The sequence below is a fragment of the Nocardia jinanensis genome (genome assembly GCF_014645735.1).
Taxonomy (GTDB): domain Bacteria; phylum Actinomycetota; class Actinomycetes; order Mycobacteriales; family Mycobacteriaceae; genus Nocardia; species Nocardia jinanensis.
The window spans coordinates 196,735-213,140 of sequence record NZ_BMMH01000007.1 but is presented as its reverse complement, the minus strand read 5'-3'; the positions used below and the strand labels follow the sequence as shown (position 1 = coordinate 213,140).

The window sequence follows — 16,406 nt, the reverse complement described above, 5'->3', positions numbered from 1 at the left end:
GTTGCCGGACGGAAAGTGTGCGACTGAAGTGCGAAGAAAAAAGCGCAGTGCGATCATGGCGATCGGTATCGCCGCCCTGGTACTCCTCACCGGCTGCTCGGGCGGGAACGACAACGGCCTACCGGTCGATGGCGGCGAGTTCATCACCGGCCTGTACCTCGAACCGCGCGGGCTGGACCCGCACCGGCAGGTGTACTGGGAGACCTACCGCGTCTCACGCCATATCTTCGAGCCCCTCGTCGGCGAAGATCTGACCACGAACTCGGGCGTGCCGGGACTGCAACCCGTACTCGCCACGAAGTGGGACCACAGTGACGACGGCCGCGTCTGGACCTTCCAGCTACGCGAGGGGGTCACCTTCCACGACGGCTCGCCGTTCGACGCGGCCGCGTTGCACAAGAACGTCCGCCGGGTGTGGGACCGCTCCTACGAATTCTTCGACGAGGAGAGCGCCGGCCGGGTGAAAGTGTGGTTCGGCAATCTCGAAGACGCCCGGCCCACCGGCGACCACGCGTACACCTTCGTCTTCGACAAACCGTTCCTCGGTTTCCCGCGAATCCTCGCCCAGTCGATGTACACCGTGCCCGTCGGAAATCCGGCGGTCTGGGAGAAGTACGGCAACGACGAATTCGCCCAGCATCCCGAGGGCACCGGGCCGTACCGCTTCGACTCCCGCGCGATCGGTGACCGGATCGTATTGCAGCGCAACCCGAACTACTGGGGGCCACGGCCCCGGCTGGACACGCTGACCTTCCGCGTCATCCCCAACAATCAGACCCGCGTGGCCTCGCTGCTCAACGGCGAAGTGGACCTGATCAGCTACGTTCCGCCCGACGATGTGGAATCACTGGAGAACGCCGGATTCGACGTACCCCCGGGCACCGCGGCCGAACTGGTGTATTTCTCCTTCAATCGCCGCAATCCCGTCTTCGAAGACGACCGGGTACGCAAAGCGCTCATCCACGGCCTCGACCGCGAAGCGCTGGCGAAAGAGGTCTACAACGGCTACGCGTCACCGCAGTACTCGTTCCTGCCGCCCGGTAACGAGGCCTACGATCCGGCGGTCCGCGATTTCGGCTACGACCCGGAGCGCGCCGGGCAACTGCTCACCGAAGCCGGTTACGGCCCGGGACAGCTGCGCTTCAACCTCGTCGTCGACGTGGCCAACGAGAATCTCGGGCAGTGGCTGCAGGCCCACCTGAAGGGCATCGGGGTCGAGGTCGACATCGTGAGCCTGGACCGGGTCAACTATTCGGCGCGGGTCTACAACCCGCAACCCGGTGACGGCCTGAGCATCGACGAGTTCGGTGAGACGAATGCCGAATGGCTGTACAACGGGTACAACGGCCTGAAGAACCGCGGACTCGATCCGGCGAAATATCCCGAGGTGACGGGTGCCATCGAGACCGCGCTGCGCAATTCCGATCCGGATACGCGGATCCGGCTGTGGCAGCAGGCCGAGGAGAAACTGCGCACGAACGCGCTGGTGATCCCGGCGGTCAACCTGAACCGCTACTACGCGACCGGTCCGAACGTGGAAGGTTTCGTCTACGCGTCCACGAACTGGTACGACCTGGCACCGGTCTGGCTGTCCGGTTCCCGATGAAGCAGTTGCGCCATATCGGGTTCCGCGTACTCAACGTGACGCCGATTCTGTTCCTGGTGTCGATTCTCGCGTTCCTGCTCGGGGTACTGACCCCGGGTGATCCGGTGGAGGCCCAGTTCGCGTCGCGGTTCACCCCCGAACAGCTCGACGAACTGCGCGCGACCTACGGTCTCGACCGGCCCCTGTGGGAGCAGTACTTCGTCTGGCTGAAGAACCTCGTCGCCGACGGCGGCGGCCTGTCGCTGACGCTGGGCACGCCGGTCTTCGACATGCTGGTGCCGCCTTTCCTCAACACGCTGATACTCACCGTGGCGGGGGCATTCGTCTGTGTGGTGTTCGGCACCCTCATCGGGGCGGTGGCCGGAATCTTTCACGGCACCTGGATCGACCGTGCGGTGATGCTGCTCGCCCAGATCGGCAGCAATCTCTCGGTGTACTGGTTCGGGCTCGTACTGATCAGCGTGTTCTCCCTCCAGCTGGGCTGGCTCCCGGTCGGTGGTATGCAATCGCGGGGCGGCGGCGGATTCGGGGATCTGCTCGAGCATCTGGTCCTGCCCGCGGTCTCGGCCGCGCTGATCTCCATGCTGGTACTGGCTCGTTTCGTGCGGATCGGAGTTATCCGCGAGGCGGCCACCGACTACGTCCGCACATTCCGGTCACAGGGTGTACCGCTGCGTACGGTCTACCGCCGCAATATCTTTCGCAATATCGCACCGAGCATCGTCAATGTCACCGGGCTCGAGATCGGCACCCTGATCACCGGCGTGTTCTTCGTCGAGATCGTGTTCAACTGGCCCGGTATCGGCACCCAGCTCGTCAATGCCGTCAACGGCAAGGACTATCCGGTGATCCAGGGCGGAATCGTGCTGGTCGCGCTGTGTTATCTGCTGGTAAATCTGATCACCGACGTGATCGTCGACGCCCTCGATCCACGTTTGCGGGGGGCGTGATGGTTCTCGCACTGCCCCGTGCTTCCATCTCCGGGCCCACCCGCCGCAGGCACAGTGCCCAACTCGTGGCCGCCGGTGTCCTCATCGGCGTCGTGGTGCTCGTATCACTGTTCGCACCCCTGCTCGCCCCCTACGATCCGCTGGCGACCGATCCGTCTGCCAAATTCCTCCCCCCGGGTAGCTCCGGGCATCTGCTGGGCACCGACGATCTGGGCCGGGATCTGCTGAGCAGGCTGCTGTGGGGTGGCCGCACCTCACTGCTACTGGCCGTCCTCTCGGTGGCAGGTGCCACGGTCGCCGGGTCCGTCGCGGCGCTGCTCGCCGGTTTCGCGGGGCCCCGGATCAGCGGCGTGGTCATGCGACTGGTGGACATGCTGTTCGCCTTCCCGGTGATCCTCGTCGCGGTCGCACTGGCCGCGGTGCTGAGTCCCGGTGCGCCCGTTGTGGTGGTGGCGATTGTGTTCTATGTCGTCCCCTACGTGACCCGGGTGGTGTTCACCGAGGTCAAACAGCATACGAGACGTGAGTACGTCGAAGCCGCGACCGCACTGGGCGCGACCCGCTGGGCACTGATGGTGCGCGAAGTGCTGCCCAATGTGACGGGTCAGATCGTCGTCTACGCCACCGGTCTGGTCGCGACCATGGTGGTGTTCTCCGCGAGCCTGAGCGCGGTGGGTATCGGTGTCCAACCACCGACCCCGGACTGGGGGCAGATGATCGCTTCCGGCGCCAAAGTCGTGCTCTCCGGGCATATGTACGTGGCGCTGATCCCGGGCCTGACCGTCGTGCTCGTCGCCCTGGCCTTCAACTGGCTCGGGGACGGCCTGCACGATCTGGCGAGCCCGCGAAACCGAGGAGACGGCCGATGACCGCGGTTTCCGCGCGCAGTGCCCGCGCAGCACAGTCCGAGGCCGCGGCCGCGGTGGTCCTGGAGGTCGCGGATCTGAGCATCGCGTTCCCCGGGGACGAAACCGGCAGCCCGACGGTCTCCGGAATCTCCTTCGCCCTCACCGCCGGCGAGGTACTCGCCCTGGTCGGTGAATCCGGCTCGGGCAAGAGTCTCACCGCCGCCGCGATCATCGGCCTGCTACCCCGTACGGCCCGTATCACCGGCGGAGCGGTGCGATTCCGGCACGGGACGCGGTCGCCGGTCGACCTGACCGCGCTACCGGAACGCCGGCTCGCCGCCTATCGCGGCTCGGGTATCGGCATGGTGTTCCAGAACCCGCTCGGCGCACTCGATCCCGCGCACCGGATCTCCGCCCAGCTCGACGAGGTGCTGACCCGGCACCGGCCCGGCAGCCCGCGCGCCGCGCGCCGGGAACTGGCAACAGAGTGGCTCACGAAGGTCGGATTCGACGCACCGGAGCGGGTGCTGGGCGCCTACCCGCACGAACTCAGCGGCGGTATGCGTCAGCGGGTCGCGCTGGCGCTGGCCGCACTGTCCGAACCGGCCGTCCTCATCGCCGACGAGCCCACCACCGCGCTCGATACCGTGGTCCAGCGCCAGATCCTGGATCTGTTGCGCGATGTCACCCGGGCCACCGGGTCGTCGCTGCTGCTGATCACCCACGATTTCGATGTGGTCGCGCATATGGCCGATACCGTGGCGGTGCTCGCGCAGGGCCGGGTCGTCGAACAGGGACCCCGCGATACCGTGCTCACCGCTCCCGCGCACCCGTACACCCGGCGCCTGCTCGCCGCGGTACCGCGGCTGGGCAAACGGGCCACACTGTCGTCCTGGCACGGAACGCGGCGGCTGTCGTCCACCGAACCCGCACCGCGACGATCCGCGCCGCCCGCACCGGACAGCGCCGTCGAACCGCTGCTGCGGCTGGAGACGGTCACCAAGAAATTCACCGTCGGCGGTTTCGGCACCGGGCTCGCCAGACGTGAACTCCTGGCGGTGGACGATATCTCGCTCGCAGTACAGCCCGGTGAGATCTACGGCCTGATCGGACCGTCGGGCTCCGGTAAGTCCACCCTCGGCCGGGTGATCGGCGGATTACTGCCCGCCACCTCCGGTTCGGTCGTATTCGACGGGAGCTCGCTCGTCGGTGTCCGGCCGTCGGCATTGCGAGCGCTGCGGTCCCGGTTGCAGTACGTCTTCCAGGACCCGGTGGGCTCGCTCAATCCCGGTATCCGCGTCGGCGAACAGATCGCCCGGCCGCTGCGCCGGTTCGGCAGGGCGCCGAACCGGAAAGCCGCGGCCGACGCGGTGGCCCGGGCTCTCGAACTCGTCGGCCTGCCCAGCGGATTCGCCGATCGCTATCCGCACGCCCTCTCCGGCGGCCAGGCGCAGCGGGTCGGGATGGCGCGCGCACTCGCCCTCGAACCCGATCTGCTCATCCTCGACGAACCGACCTCCTCACTGGATGTCTCCACCCAGGCCGAGATCATCGACCTACTGCTCGACCTACGGGAGCGATTGAACCTGACCTGTGTGTTCATCGGTCACGATCTCGGTCTCGTGGAATGGGTGAGCGATCGGATCGGGGTGATGTCGGACGGCCGGCTGGTCGACGAATTCCCCACCGAACATCTCAACGACAGCACCCGATCCCCCGCGACCCGGGCCCTGCTCCAGGCCGACCTCGGTACCAGGAAAGCACAGCTCCCATGACCTCTCCGCATTCGGATGCGCACACTCCCACCATCGCCACGGCGCTGACCACCGCCGAAGCCACCGCGGTCCTCGGCGATCCGGGACTGCGGGCGGCATGGTCACGCCATCGGGCCGCGTTCACGGTGATCGGGATCGATCGGCTGGTGGGCGCCGCCGCCGGACTCACCCCGGCGGCCGGCGATCTCGATCCCAGCGTCCTGGCCACCGCGCTGGCGACACACGGTGGTCCCGCGGTGGTCTTCGCCGCGGCCGCCCATATCGATCTCCCCTACAACCTCGCCCGGCGCGCGCTGTCGCTGGACCATCTCACCGGCGGTAGGTCCGGGGTGCTGCTCGGCAGTCGCGATTCCCGGGGGCGCACCGAGAACGCCTGGAGCGGTGCCGGTCTGGGAGCGGACGCCGAGCTGGGGGCCGAGACCACGGCGGATACCGCCCGCGCGGTCGTCGAGCTGTGGCAGAGTTGGCCGCTCGACAGCATCGTCGGCGACAAGGACTCCGGGATCCTGGTGCGTTCCGACCGCATCCGGCGGGTCGACCATCGTGGCGCCACCAGAACGGCCGGGCCGCTGAGCATTCCCACCTCGCTCCAGGGCACACCGGTACTGGGCCGGTACGGAACCGATCCGCGGGCCCGATTCCGCGGTCCCGGCGATTTCGCCGTACTGGGCGGACTGCCGGATCGGGCCGCGGTCGCCACTGCCACCGAGATCCCGGGCCGGGCGCTGGCCGAGGCATCGATCCAGAACCTCGATGAGGCGGCCGGACTACTCACCGCCGGCGCCCACGGGCTCCTGCTGCGTACCACGGCCGGCGGCACACCCGCCGAGACCGCGGCATCCCTGTTGCACACCGATCTCGCGGTCCGGTTTCCCGAAGCGGTTCCGCCCGGCCGCACGACCTTGCGGGACTCACTCGCCCTGTCGCCACCCGCCGACCTGCTGTCCGCCGCCCCGGCGGCGTTCACCACCCCCTCCGCCAACGTTTACCGCTGACCACCGCGCCCCCGATCCCACCTACCGAAGGGACACTCCATGGCAGCCCCCACATCGGCCGATCTGAGGTCGCTGCTGGCCCACCCCGACGCCGATTACGACTCCCTCGCCGCGACCTATCGTCCGGTCTTCGACCGGATCGCGGCGGGCAACCCGGCGCGGGAACGGGCCCGGGAGTTCCCGTACGAGCAGGTCCGCCTGCTCGTGGACGCGGGGTTCTCCCGGCTGCGGATCCCGCGGGCGCACGGCGGTGACGGCGCGACCCTGCAGCAGGTCTTCCTGCTGCTCGCCGACCTCGGCGCGGCCGACCCCAATGTCGCCCATATCTTCCGCAACCACCTCGCCTTCGTCGAGGATCGGCTGAACTCCCCGGATCATCCGGCCACCGAGGTCTGGCTGGATCGCTTCCGGCGTGGTGAATTCGTGGGCGGCGGCTGGACCGAGGCCAACAACGCGAAGTTCGGCGATATCGGCACCCGGATCAGCACTGCCGAGGGCATCACCCGGCTCACCGGCGAAAAATACTATGCGACCGGCAGTCTCTACGCGGACTGGCTCGATGTGATCGGCCGCGACGAGAACGACCGGCTGATCACCGCGCTCGTGGCCCGTGACCAGCCCGGTGTCACGCTGATCGACGACTGGGAGGGTTTCGGACAGCAGACCACCGCCAGCGGATCCGCCCGGTACCGGGACGCGGTGGTGGACGAGCACGGACTGTTCCCCGCCGAAGAGCGTTTCGCCTACCAGGGGCTCTTCTATCAGACGGCGCTGCTCGCGGTGCTGGTCGGAATCGCCCGGGCGGCCTTCGGCGACGGCGCCCGCGCCTTGCACCGGCGGCCCCGCAACTATCCGCTGGGCACCGACGAGATCCCGGCCCGGGACGCTCTGCTCCAGCAACGCATCGGCTTGCTCGCCACCCGCGTATTCCAGGCCGAGGCCGCCCTGGAGAAGCAGTCCGCGACCCTGGACGTGGTCGCCCGGGCCCACCTCCGGGGCGATGATCAGGCCGAGGAGCAGGCGCTCGTCACGGCGACCGTGCGTACCCACGAGGCGCAATCGGTGATCATCGAGGCCGCGCTCGAGGTCACCACCACTGTGTTCGACGCGCTCGGCGCCTCGGCGACCGCCGTCTCGGCGGGGCTGGACCGGCACTGGCGCAATGCCCGCACCCTCGCGTCGCACAATCCCCGGGTGTTCAAGGAACGGGTACTCGGCGACTACTACGTCAACGGCACACCGCCGCCCGGTGGATCCAACTCCTTCCTGCGCCCGCAGGGCCAGGGGGCCTGACGCCGTGCCCGAACCACGTCCCGGTCACGTACTACTCGGCGTCAATGTGCTGGTCTACGGCTATATCCCGGCGGCCTGGCGTACCCCGTTGTTCGGGACCCGCGATTTCCTCACCCCGGGTTACTGGGAGCAGATCGGCCGGCTGGCCGAACGGGCCCGGCTCGACGCGGTATTCCTCGCCGACTCGCTCGGTCTCGGCGACCCCGCCTACGATGCCAATCCCATCCGGCTCGACCCGTTCGTCGTCTGGGCCCAGGTCGCCGGGGCGACCGAGCGCGTCGGTCTCATCGCCACCGCCTCCACCACGTTCAACGATCCGGTGGATCTCGCCGCGCGCATCCTGACGCTGGACCAGGTCTCGAACGGCCGCGCGGGCTGGAACCTGGTGACCACCCGCGATGATCGGTCGGCGGCGAACTTCGGTCTCGAACGGGTGGTACCGCGTAGCCAACGCTACGATCGCGGCGCCGAATTCGCCGAACTGGCCCGCGCACTGTGGTCGGCCGCCGGAACCGGAAGACGCGTCACCCACCACGGAACACATTTCCACTACGACGACGAATTCCGCGCGCCCGCCTCGCCACAGGGCTCGCCCGTGCTCTTCCAGGCAGGCGGATCACCGGGCGGGCGGGATATCGCGTCGCGCTACGCCGACGGCGTGTTCACCGCCGAGATCACCCTGGAAACAGCCCGCGAGCACTATCGGACGGTGAAGGACGGTGCAGTACGCGCCGGGCGCCGCCCCGGCGACGTCGCCATCATGCCCGGTCTGCTGCTGACCCTCGGTTCCACCGAGGAGGAGGCGCGCCGGCGGGTCGACGAACTGTACGAGTCGAGCCCCAGCGTGTATTCGGCCGCCTGGTTGTCGCATGCCATCGGGGTCGATGTCGGCGCTCTGAACTTGGACGAGCCGTTCCCGGACGATGTGCTGCGCGGCCCGGCCGACCCGGACATATTCACCGGCAGCATCGGTTTCCGCGAATCCATTCTCGAGCAGATCCGCCAGACGCGGCCGACCGTGCGGGAGTACCTGCGCCAGACCCGCTACTCCGGTTCCGGGCACGGCGGTTTCGTCGGCACCCCGGAACAGCTGGCCGACCGTATCGAGCACTGGTACCGCGAATACGCCTGCGACGGATTCAATCTGCAGCCGGATGTGCTGCTCGACAGCCTGGAGGTGATCGCCGACGAGGTGATCCCGCTGCTGCGCGCCCGCGGCCTGTATCGCGACGACTACGAATCGAGCACACTGCGAGGTCATTTCGCGGCGGCGAATCCCGCTCTCGCACCGCCGGTCCCCGTGATACGACCGTGAGTGGGGGACGCGACGCCGGGCAGGTGTAGCGTTTCGGCGGAAGTCCACCGAGTTGTCGATTGCGATCTCGTGAGGGTGCCATGCCGCGGGAACTGACCGACCTGCCGTTCGCGAACCTGCTGGAACCGGCCGGTGCGATAGCCGCCGAAGGCGAGTACGACTGCCTGCGGTTCGACGATACGGTCCTGTCCGATCCGGACGCTCGCCACACCGTGTTCGATCAGTGCGCCTTCCGATCGGTGCAGCTGGACGGAGGTTCGGCGCGCGCCGCGCGATTCAGCGAGGTCTGGTTGCACGGGGTCCGGATCAGCGGAACCGATATGGCGGACGCGGTCTGGATGGACGCCGAGATCATCGAGGGCGCGTGGTCGGGCGTCGAAGCCAGCGGTGCCGAGTTGCGCCGGGTGGAGTTCCACAACTGCAAACTCGATTCGGTCAACTTCCGGGGAGCGAACCTGATGAAGGTCCGGTTCGTCGACTGCGTGCTCCGGCACGTCGATTTCGGGGGAGCGAAACTGAACGAGGTCGATTTCCCCGGCTCGGAGATCTCGGCACTCGCGGTCCGGAATGCGCGACTGACGAAAGTGGATTTCCGCGGGGCGCGGGCACTGCGCGTCGACGAGGGTATCGATGCCCTGCGCGGCGCGATCGTGACCCCGGACCAATTGCTCGATCTCGCCCCGGCCTTCGCCGCTTCCGTGGGTCTGCTCGTCCGGCCCGAGTAGACCGGCGGCCGTCAGCGCCGGTCGCGGGTGATCGCCCGGGCCACCGTCGCGGCGGGTAGCGGTATCACGCCGATCGCGTCGATCGTGGCCACGGTTCTCGAAGCCGAACCGCGGAGCACCGTCACCCTGCACTACGGCAGTCGCGATCACGCGCACATCATGCTCGCCGCAGCGATCCGGGAGCTGGCCGACCGCTACCCGGGGCGGCTGGCCGTCACCCACCATCTGTCCCGGCAGCGCACCGGACCGCGCGCCGGCCCACTGGGCCCGGCCTACCGGTTCGACCGGATCGATCCGGCCGATATCGTCTGCCACGAGGCCGACGAATGGTTCCTGTGCGGTCCGAGCCGCGTAACCGGACGATCCTGGACGCGGCCCTCACCCGGCGCGAGGACCTCCCCTACTCCTGCCTCGGCGGCTCCTGCGGAACCTGCGTCGCCACACTCGAAGACGGCCGCGTCGAGATGGACGACGATCCACTGCTCGCGATCACGGCCCGGGATCGCGAATCGGGCCGCGTACTCCCGTGCCGGGCTCGGCCGGTCACCGCGAACGTGACCCTGCGTTTCGGAGAATGATCGGCGCGGCCGGGCAATGGTCGCCCGAACCCGGATACCCGGGATTCCGATGGCACGGCGTGCGCCCGGGTCTCACTGCGACATGGTTCCCAGGACGGCGGCCGTGGCGTCGGCGACAGCCGCGTCGGCGCCCGCGGCCATCGGATAGCCGGTGGTGGAGCGGCTGAGGATCACCAGCACCAGCGATGAACCGGTGGGACTCCACACCACCCCGGCGTCATTGGCGGTGCCGTACGCACCGCTACCGGATTTATCCGCCGCCACCCATCCCACCGGCAGACCTTTGCGCAGCCGTTCACGCGAGGTCACACTCGAGCGCAACCAGCTCGTGAGCATACGCCGATACTCGGTGCTCAGACCGTCGCCGAGGATCAGCTTCCGGTAGCCGGCCGCGAGCGCGGCCGGGGTACTGGTATCCCGCGGATCACCGGTCTGCGCCTCGTTGAGTTCCGGTTCCCAGCGGTCCAACCGGGTCTGCACATCACCGATCGACCGCGCGAATTCGGTAACGGCCGCGGGACCACCGAGCCGGCGCAACAGCAGATTCGCCGCGGTGTTGTCGCTGCGTACCAGGGTTGCCCGGCACAGCTCGTAGTAGCTCATGAGCTCGCCGACGTGATAGCTGGTGTCCGGTGAGTTCAGCACGATATCGGACCGCGTGATCGGCACTTTGTCGTTGAGATCCAGCTCTTCGCGTTCGGCGAGCCGCAGGATCGCGGCCACCGCGTACACCGTGAAGGTCGCGGTCATCGCGAACCGGTCGTCGGTGTTCCAACCGAAGGCCCGCCCGCCCCGGGGGTCGACGGCGGCGATCCCGAACAGCACGTTGTATTTCGCCTGGAGCATCATCAGAGTGTTGGCCAGGTCGGCGGTCTCCTGCGTGCTGACCGAGGGGGAACCGGCCGGTGTCCCGGTGTCGGCACCCCCGCACGCGGCCGCGGAGAGCGCGACCGCCGTCAGGACGAGCGCCAGTGATCGCCGACTCGACGGGATGCGGTGAGCGGATCGGTTCGGTTTCACCCTCGCAGCAGACACCGCCCGAACACCGGCCGCCAATATCCGACACTCCCGCACACCAGTCGCATTTGATATAAGACCAGTTAATAGCATGTTTTATCATTCGAAACGGCTCGTAAATCCGCTGTTCGGCGGCGGTGTCCGACGTCGCTGGTTCAATATCGCTATGGACCTGATCCGCCACCTCGGCTATTTCGTCGCGATCGCCGATGAAGGTCATTTCGGCCGGGCCGCCACCGTACTGGATATGACCCAGCCCCCGCTGTCACAGGGGTTGCGGCGGTTGGAGACCCGGCTGGGCGTCGAACTGGTCCACCGCACCAGGCAGGGAGCGGTGCTCACCGCGGCGGGCCGGCAACTGCTGCCCCGGGCCCGGTTGCTGGTCGACGACGCGGAACGTCTGCTCGCCGAAGCCCAGCGGATCGCCCGCACCCGCGGCACAGTGCACTGGGGCGCCACCTCCGCTCTGCCCGACCGGATCGTCACCTCCTGCGTCACCGTGCTGCGGACCGGGACCACCTCCGGCGAAGCGGTGTCCACCGATATGGGTACGACGGTGGATCTCGTCGCGGCCGTCCGGTCCGGGCTGTGCGATCTGGCGGTGATCGAACATCCGGCGCTGGTCGACGGCGTGGAGGCCCGGTCCGTGGTGAAGCTGCCCCGCTGGATCGTCGTACCGGCGGGCCATCGCAGTGCCGCCGGCGAGCGCCCCGCGTTTCCGATGCTGGCCGACCTCACCTACGCCGCGTATCCGCGTGCCGCGAATCCCCCGGCTTCGGATACGGTCCGGGATCTGCTGCGCGAACGCGGTCTCGACGTACAGACGGTCACCGTCCACGACGATCGCGCGGTACTCGCGGCGGTCGCCGCCGGGACGAGCTTCGGCCTGACCACTACCGCACCCTCTGATATCCCGGGTGTCTCCTGGTTGCGGATGGCCCCGCAGGCGGTGGCGCTGCGCTGCCGGGTGATCCACCGGGCCGGTGCCGCGGAACAGGCCGACGCGCTGGACCGGGTCCTCTACCGGGAACGCCTGCGGTGACCACGGCCGATCGTATTCGCGCGGTCTTCGCCGACGCGGGTTGCACCGGGCGGCTGCACGCTCGCCGGTGCGACGGCGGTGACGGGCAGGTCTCGATCGGCGGAACCGAACGGGTGGTGACCGCCTCGGTGTACAAACTGCCACTGCTGCTCGCGTACTGCCGCGCGGTGGACTCCGGCCGCCTCGATCCGCTGTCGCGGCTCACGCTCACCCCGTCGGAGTGCACGCCCGGCCCCACCGGGATATCGGCCCTGCACGACCCGGTCACCATGAGCCGGCGGGATCTGGCGACCTCCATGATGACGGTCTCCGATAACGCGGCCGCGGATCTGCTGCTCGGCGAGGTCGGAGTGGGCACGGTCCACGAACTACTGGAATCGCTGGGACTCGACCACACCCGGCTGGTCGGCGGCACCGCCGATATCCAGCGCAGCCTGGTGCGCGACACCGATACCCACGGCACCGCCGAGGCGTTCGCCGCGCTGGCCGACAACGACGAGGCCTGGACCGTATCCGCCTACGACCCCGCCTACACGAGCGCGACCACGCCGGAGGAGATGACCCGGCTGCTGTCCGCGCTGTGGCGCGGACAGGTGGTGTCCCAGGAGCAAACGGATTTCGCCTGTTCGATCATGCGCCGCCAGGTCTGGCCGCATCGGATCGCGGCCGGATTCCCCCACCGCGGTGTGGCGGTGGCGGGAAAGACGGGAACCATCGGCATCATCCGCAACGAGGTCGCCGTGGTGGAGTTTCCGGGCGAGTATCCGGTCGCGGTGGCCGTTTTCACCCGGGCCGCCCGCGCCGATCCCACCCTGCCCGCGGTGGACGCGGCGATCGCCGAGGCCGCGCGGATCGCGGTCACCGAAATGCGCCGGGCACTGCCCAGCGAATGACCGGACCCGGTTGCCTGTGGATCGCGTGCGCGGCCACCGCCGGAAATGGATATCGCCTGAGCACTGTCGTGGATCAGGCCCTGGTGACCAGCAGATCCGCTCGATAGTCACCGGCCGGGACCGCGCCGTCCGCCGGTGGCGACGGGCGCAGCGAAACGAGGTCGATCCGGTAGCCACCGACGGTCACACCGGTGGCGAACCGGCTGTTGGTGTGGAGTTCCGAACGGGACCGCTGTCCCCCGGCGGTCACCTCGGTCACCACCGTCGCATCGCCTTCCCATACACAGTCCGCGCCGGCCGGGCAGCGGCTGTCGGCCGGCACGTCACCGAACGACACCACCAGCCGGTCTCCGTCCAAGCGAACCGTTTCTCCCGGCGCCAGAGTGAATTCGGTACCGAGCTCCGGGGAGACCGGAGCCGGATCGGCGGTCGCGGCGCATCCCGCTGCGGCCGCGAGTACCCCTGTCATTACTACCCATCGGCCGATTCGCATGGCATCCATGGCGGCCGATCATGACACATCGGCGGGCCGGCGGCCCGCGTATCGGGAGCACCCGGTCCGTACTCCGGACATCACGGGGTGACCTCCGGTCCCTGTCCGCCGCGCGCTCCACGCAGTCGGAGCCAGAGCGAATTGCCGCTGAACCCGAGTCCGAAGCGAGCGCCCAGCCGGTTGAGCGCATCCGGATCGCCGAAGACAGCTTCCGCGCTGTAGTTGTCGTCCACGGGCTCCACCGCACCGAAGCACCCGAGGCGGGTTCCGCCCAGACCGTGCACGTAGGTGGCGAAGGTGAGGGCGGCTTCCAGCTCCTCGTCGTCACCGGGAGAGATCGGCCAGGATTCGGGCACCCCGTTCCACTCGAACCGCAGCTCCCATTCCTCGTCGTCGCCCTCGACGATCCGCGCATCGGTGACCGTCACGGTCCCCCGAGTGCAGGCCGCGATGGGACTCCAACTCCTCCTGATACCACTCGAGGGCGGCCCTGCCCCGATCGGTCCCCGTGCCCAGATCTGGGAGGTCGGCCCCTGGACCGATCGCGGCGAGCGGCGGCAGGTGATCCGGCGCTGCCTCGCCTCCGGGTGACGAACGACCGCGTGGCCCGGACAGTGTCACCGTCCGGGCCACCCGAGCACGAGAACGCCTCGACTACTTGAGCATCGATCCACAATCCACCGGCAGGGTGACACCGGTGAGATAGCGGGCTTCGTCCGAGGACAGGTACAGCACCGCGTTGCTGATATCGATCGGATCGACCCACGGCACCGGCAGCGTGTGGAAAAGCTGGCAGATCGGGGCCATATCCTCGGCCGTCGGGTTCTCCAGATCGGGGCGGAACATGGCGAAGGTCTTCTCGTTCATGATCATCGCGGTGCTCACATGTGTGGGGTGCACCGAATTGACCCGGATCGAGTGCTGGCCGAGTTCCACCGCGAAGGCGCGCATCAGGCCGACCACACCGTGCTTGGCCGAGACGTAGTGGCCGGTCTGCGGATAGGCCTTCAGGCCACCGACCGAGCTGGTGAGCACGATCGAACCGCCGCGCCCGCCCTCCAGGATGTGCGGGACACCGGCCTTCACCGATTTCCACACACCGCTGAGGTTCACATCGATCATGTCCTGCCAGACCTCTTCGTCGGTCTCGGCCAGGGTATCGCCGCCGCTGGCGATCCCGGCATTGGCGACGATGATGTCGAGCCGGCCCAGCTTCCCGACCGCCTCGGCCAGCGCGGCCTTCAGGGCGGCCGAATCCCGGACGTCGACCTCGGCGGTGACGATCTTTCGACCGGTGGCCTTGACCAGTTCTTCGGTCTCGACGAGATCGTCGGGGGTGGCCAGCGGGATCTCGACCGTATCGATCGGTTTGCAGATATCGATGGCGATGATGTCGGCGCCCTCTTCGGCCAACCGCACCGCGTGGCTGCGGCCTTGGCCGCGGGCCGCACCGGTAATGAAGGCGACCTTGCCTTCGACCCGTCCGGTCATAACTACCTCTTCTCCTCGCTCCAGCGGCGGCGGCCGCCTGAATTATGTTGCTGTGACGGTGATTTCAGTATTTCGGCGTATAGGTGATGTGCAGGTCGGTCAGACCTCGCAGGATGAAGGTCGGCTCGAAATCGAACGTCGGGTCCGTGAGGGAGCCGTGCTTGTCCGGATCGATCCGGATATCGAGCATCCGGTCCAGAATCCGTTCCAGCGATACCCGGCCCTCGACCCGCGCCAGCGGGCTGCCGGGGCAGGTGTGGACACCGCGGCCGAAAGCCATGTGCTCCCGGAAGTTCGCGCGGTCCAGATCGAAGACATGCGGATTCTCGAAACGGCGCGGGTCGCGATTGGCCGCACCGGGGCAGACCATCACCAGCGACCCCGCCTCCAACGGGACATCACCGATCTCCACCGGTTTCTTCGCCAGCCGGAACCCGCTCTTCACCGGCGCCTGCATCCGCAGGGTCTCCTCGATGAAGACGGGGATACGGCTGCGGTCGGCGCGCAGCGCATCCTGCAGGTCGGGGCGGATGACCATGAACTGCATGGCACTGCCGAGCAGTTTCGCGGTGGTCTCCTGACCGGCACCGAAGAGGAAGGTGGCGGTACGCACCACATCGATGACCTCGGGGGTGGAACCGTCGGGGTACTTCGCCTGGGCCAGCGAGGTCAGCACATCGTCGCGCGGGTTGGACCGCCGGTCGGAGATGAGTTCGCTGAACAGGTTGTCCAGCCATTCCAGAGGATTGACGGGCACGATCTCCTTGTCGATCGAGCCCACCGTGGGCCCACCGGCCAAGTTGACGCGCAGTTCCTCGTGGTACTCCTCCGGCACACCCAGCAGATCGGCGATCACCAGCAGCGTGAACACCTTGGCGTAGGCGGACAGGAATTCGCATTTTCCGTCGTCGAGGAACTCGTCGAGCTGTTTGTCGGCGAGTTTCCACATGAACTCTTCGTTCTCCTTCAGGCGCGAAGGGACGAGGAGCTTGTTGAGCAGCGACCGCGCGGCGGTGTGGTCCGGCGGATCCATGGTGACCATATGCTCGTGCATCGGCAGTTGCTCACGGTGCGCGGCGATCTGGCCGGTGATGTCGTCGCCCTCGGGGGTGAACGGCAGCGGCGGAAACGGGCCGCCGACGGCGATGCACGAGGAGAAGGTATCGCTGTCGCGCAGGACATCGATGGCTTCCTCGTAGCCGGTGACAGCCCAGACTCCATAGTTGGGTTCCTGTGTCACAGGGCATTTGGCGCGCAGATGGTCGTAGTACGGATGCGGATCGGGTACCAGCGCGGGGTCGGTGAAGTAGTCGACCGTATCGAAATCGGTCACGTGTTCCTCCTGATATCAACAGAATCTTGTCGCCGACCGTGGATCACGGGTT

The 16,406-nt window shown here is 67.8% G+C and carries 16 protein-coding genes and 1 pseudogene; 12 read left to right on the top strand and 5 right to left on the bottom strand.

Going from position 1 to position 16,406, the window contains the following annotated elements:
- Positions 1-55: 55 nt before the first annotated feature.
- The 10 genes and pseudogenes from IEY68_RS18480 (at position 56) to IEY68_RS37120 (ending at position 10,085) form a co-directional block, all read left to right on the top strand.
- Positions 56-1,606, top strand: coding sequence for an ABC transporter substrate-binding protein (locus tag IEY68_RS18480; RefSeq protein WP_058853624.1), 1,551 nt, complete (start codon positions 56-58; stop codon positions 1,604-1,606).
- Positions 1,603-2,556 (top strand): ABC transporter permease, encoded by a 954-nt coding sequence (locus IEY68_RS18475; RefSeq protein ID WP_058853623.1) that lies wholly within the window; start codon positions 1,603-1,605, stop codon positions 2,554-2,556. Before IEY68_RS18480 ends, IEY68_RS18475 begins: the two co-directional genes overlap by 4 nt.
- Complete coding sequence (locus IEY68_RS18470) at positions 2,556-3,425, top strand: ABC transporter permease (protein WP_058853622.1); 870 nt, start codon at positions 2,556-2,558, stop codon at positions 3,423-3,425. Before IEY68_RS18475 ends, IEY68_RS18470 begins: the two co-directional genes overlap by 1 nt.
- Positions 3,422-5,179 carry an ATP-binding cassette domain-containing protein gene (locus IEY68_RS18465; RefSeq protein WP_058853621.1) on the top strand — a complete coding sequence of 586 codons (1,758 nt, stop codon included), beginning with the start codon at positions 3,422-3,424 and terminating at the stop codon, positions 5,177-5,179. Before IEY68_RS18470 ends, IEY68_RS18465 begins: the two co-directional genes overlap by 4 nt.
- Positions 5,176-6,174: an LLM class oxidoreductase gene (locus IEY68_RS18460; RefSeq protein ID WP_058853620.1), complete on the top strand. Its 999-nt coding sequence runs from the start codon at positions 5,176-5,178 to the stop codon at positions 6,172-6,174. The genes IEY68_RS18465 and IEY68_RS18460 overlap by 4 nt, the downstream gene beginning before the upstream one ends.
- Before the next feature lie 39 nt (positions 6,175-6,213).
- Complete coding sequence (locus IEY68_RS18455) at positions 6,214-7,467, top strand: acyl-CoA dehydrogenase family protein (protein WP_058853619.1); 1,254 nt, start codon at positions 6,214-6,216, stop codon at positions 7,465-7,467.
- Positions 7,468-7,471: 4 nt separating this feature from the next.
- The gene (locus IEY68_RS18450) at positions 7,472-8,782 is read left to right on the top strand and encodes an LLM class flavin-dependent oxidoreductase (RefSeq protein ID WP_058853618.1); all 1,311 of its coding nucleotides are present in this window, start codon (positions 7,472-7,474) and stop codon (positions 8,780-8,782) included.
- Between the two features lie 80 nt (positions 8,783-8,862).
- Positions 8,863-9,507 carry a pentapeptide repeat-containing protein gene (locus tag IEY68_RS18445; protein WP_058853617.1) on the top strand — a complete coding sequence of 215 codons (645 nt, stop codon included), beginning with the start codon at positions 8,863-8,865 and terminating at the stop codon, positions 9,505-9,507.
- A gap of 27 nt (positions 9,508-9,534) precedes the next feature.
- Positions 9,535-9,753, top strand: a pseudogene (locus IEY68_RS37125) (hypothetical protein); the annotation flags it as partial.
- 80 nt (positions 9,754-9,833) lie between these two features.
- Positions 9,834-10,085: a 2Fe-2S iron-sulfur cluster-binding protein gene (locus tag IEY68_RS37120; RefSeq protein WP_058853616.1), complete on the top strand. Its 252-nt coding sequence runs from the start codon at positions 9,834-9,836 to the stop codon at positions 10,083-10,085.
- A 72-nt stretch (positions 10,086-10,157) separates the two neighbouring features.
- Here IEY68_RS37120 and bla read toward each other — a convergent pair whose 3' ends face one another.
- Positions 10,158-11,105, bottom strand: a complete 948-nt coding sequence (gene bla, locus IEY68_RS18435) for a class A beta-lactamase (protein WP_229718855.1) — start codon at positions 11,103-11,105, stop codon at positions 10,158-10,160.
- A 163-nt stretch (positions 11,106-11,268) separates the two neighbouring features.
- Between bla and IEY68_RS18430 the strand changes: the two genes are divergently transcribed.
- Together IEY68_RS18430 and IEY68_RS18425 are read left to right on the top strand one after the other, a co-directional pair.
- Complete coding sequence (locus IEY68_RS18430; RefSeq protein ID WP_058853772.1) at positions 11,269-12,144, top strand: LysR family transcriptional regulator; 876 nt, start codon at positions 11,269-11,271, stop codon at positions 12,142-12,144.
- A complete protein-coding gene (locus IEY68_RS18425; protein WP_058853615.1) occupies positions 12,141-13,037 on the top strand; it encodes a serine hydrolase in 897 nt (298 codons plus the stop codon). The genes IEY68_RS18430 and IEY68_RS18425 overlap by 4 nt, the downstream gene beginning before the upstream one ends.
- A 73-nt stretch (positions 13,038-13,110) precedes the next feature.
- Here the strand turns inward: IEY68_RS18425 and IEY68_RS18420 are convergent, their stop codons facing one another.
- The 4 genes from IEY68_RS18420 to IEY68_RS18405 form a co-directional block, all read right to left on the bottom strand.
- A complete protein-coding gene (locus IEY68_RS18420) occupies positions 13,111-13,506 on the bottom strand; it encodes a hypothetical protein (RefSeq protein WP_058853614.1) in 396 nt (131 codons plus the stop codon).
- A gap of 104 nt (positions 13,507-13,610) precedes the next feature.
- Positions 13,611-13,958 (bottom strand): hypothetical protein, encoded by a 348-nt coding sequence (locus IEY68_RS18415; protein ID WP_058853613.1) that lies wholly within the window; start codon positions 13,956-13,958, stop codon positions 13,611-13,613.
- Positions 13,959-14,184: 226 nt separating this feature from the next.
- On the bottom strand, positions 14,185-15,021 hold the full coding sequence (locus IEY68_RS18410) for a mycofactocin-coupled SDR family oxidoreductase (protein ID WP_058853612.1): 837 nt from the start codon (positions 15,019-15,021) through the stop codon (positions 14,185-14,187).
- Positions 15,022-15,085: 64 nt separating this feature from the next.
- A complete protein-coding gene (locus IEY68_RS18405) occupies positions 15,086-16,354 on the bottom strand; it encodes a cytochrome P450 (protein WP_058853611.1) in 1,269 nt (422 codons plus the stop codon).
- Positions 16,355-16,406 lie beyond the last annotated feature (52 nt).

Excerpts from the sequence above, each read along its gene's own strand:
- IEY68_RS18475 (WP_058853623.1), top strand. The coding sequence starts at position 1,603 with ATGAAGCAGTTGCGCCATATCGGGTTCCGCGTACTCAACGTGACGCCG.
- IEY68_RS18430 (WP_058853772.1), top strand. The coding sequence starts at position 11,269 with ATGGACCTGATCCGCCACCTCGGCTATTTCGTCGCGATCGCCGATGAA.
- IEY68_RS18480 (WP_058853624.1), top strand. The coding sequence starts at position 56 with ATGGCGATCGGTATCGCCGCCCTGGTACTCCTCACCGGCTGCTCGGGC.
- IEY68_RS18410 (WP_058853612.1), bottom strand. The coding sequence starts at position 15,021 with ATGACCGGACGGGTCGAAGGCAAGGTCGCCTTCATTACCGGTGCGGCC.
- IEY68_RS18445 (WP_058853617.1), top strand. The coding sequence starts at position 8,863 with ATGCCGCGGGAACTGACCGACCTGCCGTTCGCGAACCTGCTGGAACCG.
- IEY68_RS18460 (WP_058853620.1), top strand. The coding sequence starts at position 5,176 with ATGACCTCTCCGCATTCGGATGCGCACACTCCCACCATCGCCACGGCG.
- IEY68_RS18420 (WP_058853614.1), bottom strand. The coding sequence starts at position 13,506 with ATGACAGGGGTACTCGCGGCCGCAGCGGGATGCGCCGCGACCGCCGAT.
- IEY68_RS18455 (WP_058853619.1), top strand. The coding sequence starts at position 6,214 with ATGGCAGCCCCCACATCGGCCGATCTGAGGTCGCTGCTGGCCCACCCC.
- IEY68_RS37120 (WP_058853616.1), top strand. The coding sequence starts at position 9,834 with ATGGTTCCTGTGCGGTCCGAGCCGCGTAACCGGACGATCCTGGACGCG.
- IEY68_RS18465 (WP_058853621.1), top strand. The coding sequence starts at position 3,422 with ATGACCGCGGTTTCCGCGCGCAGTGCCCGCGCAGCACAGTCCGAGGCC.
- IEY68_RS18470 (WP_058853622.1), top strand. The coding sequence starts at position 2,556 with ATGGTTCTCGCACTGCCCCGTGCTTCCATCTCCGGGCCCACCCGCCGC.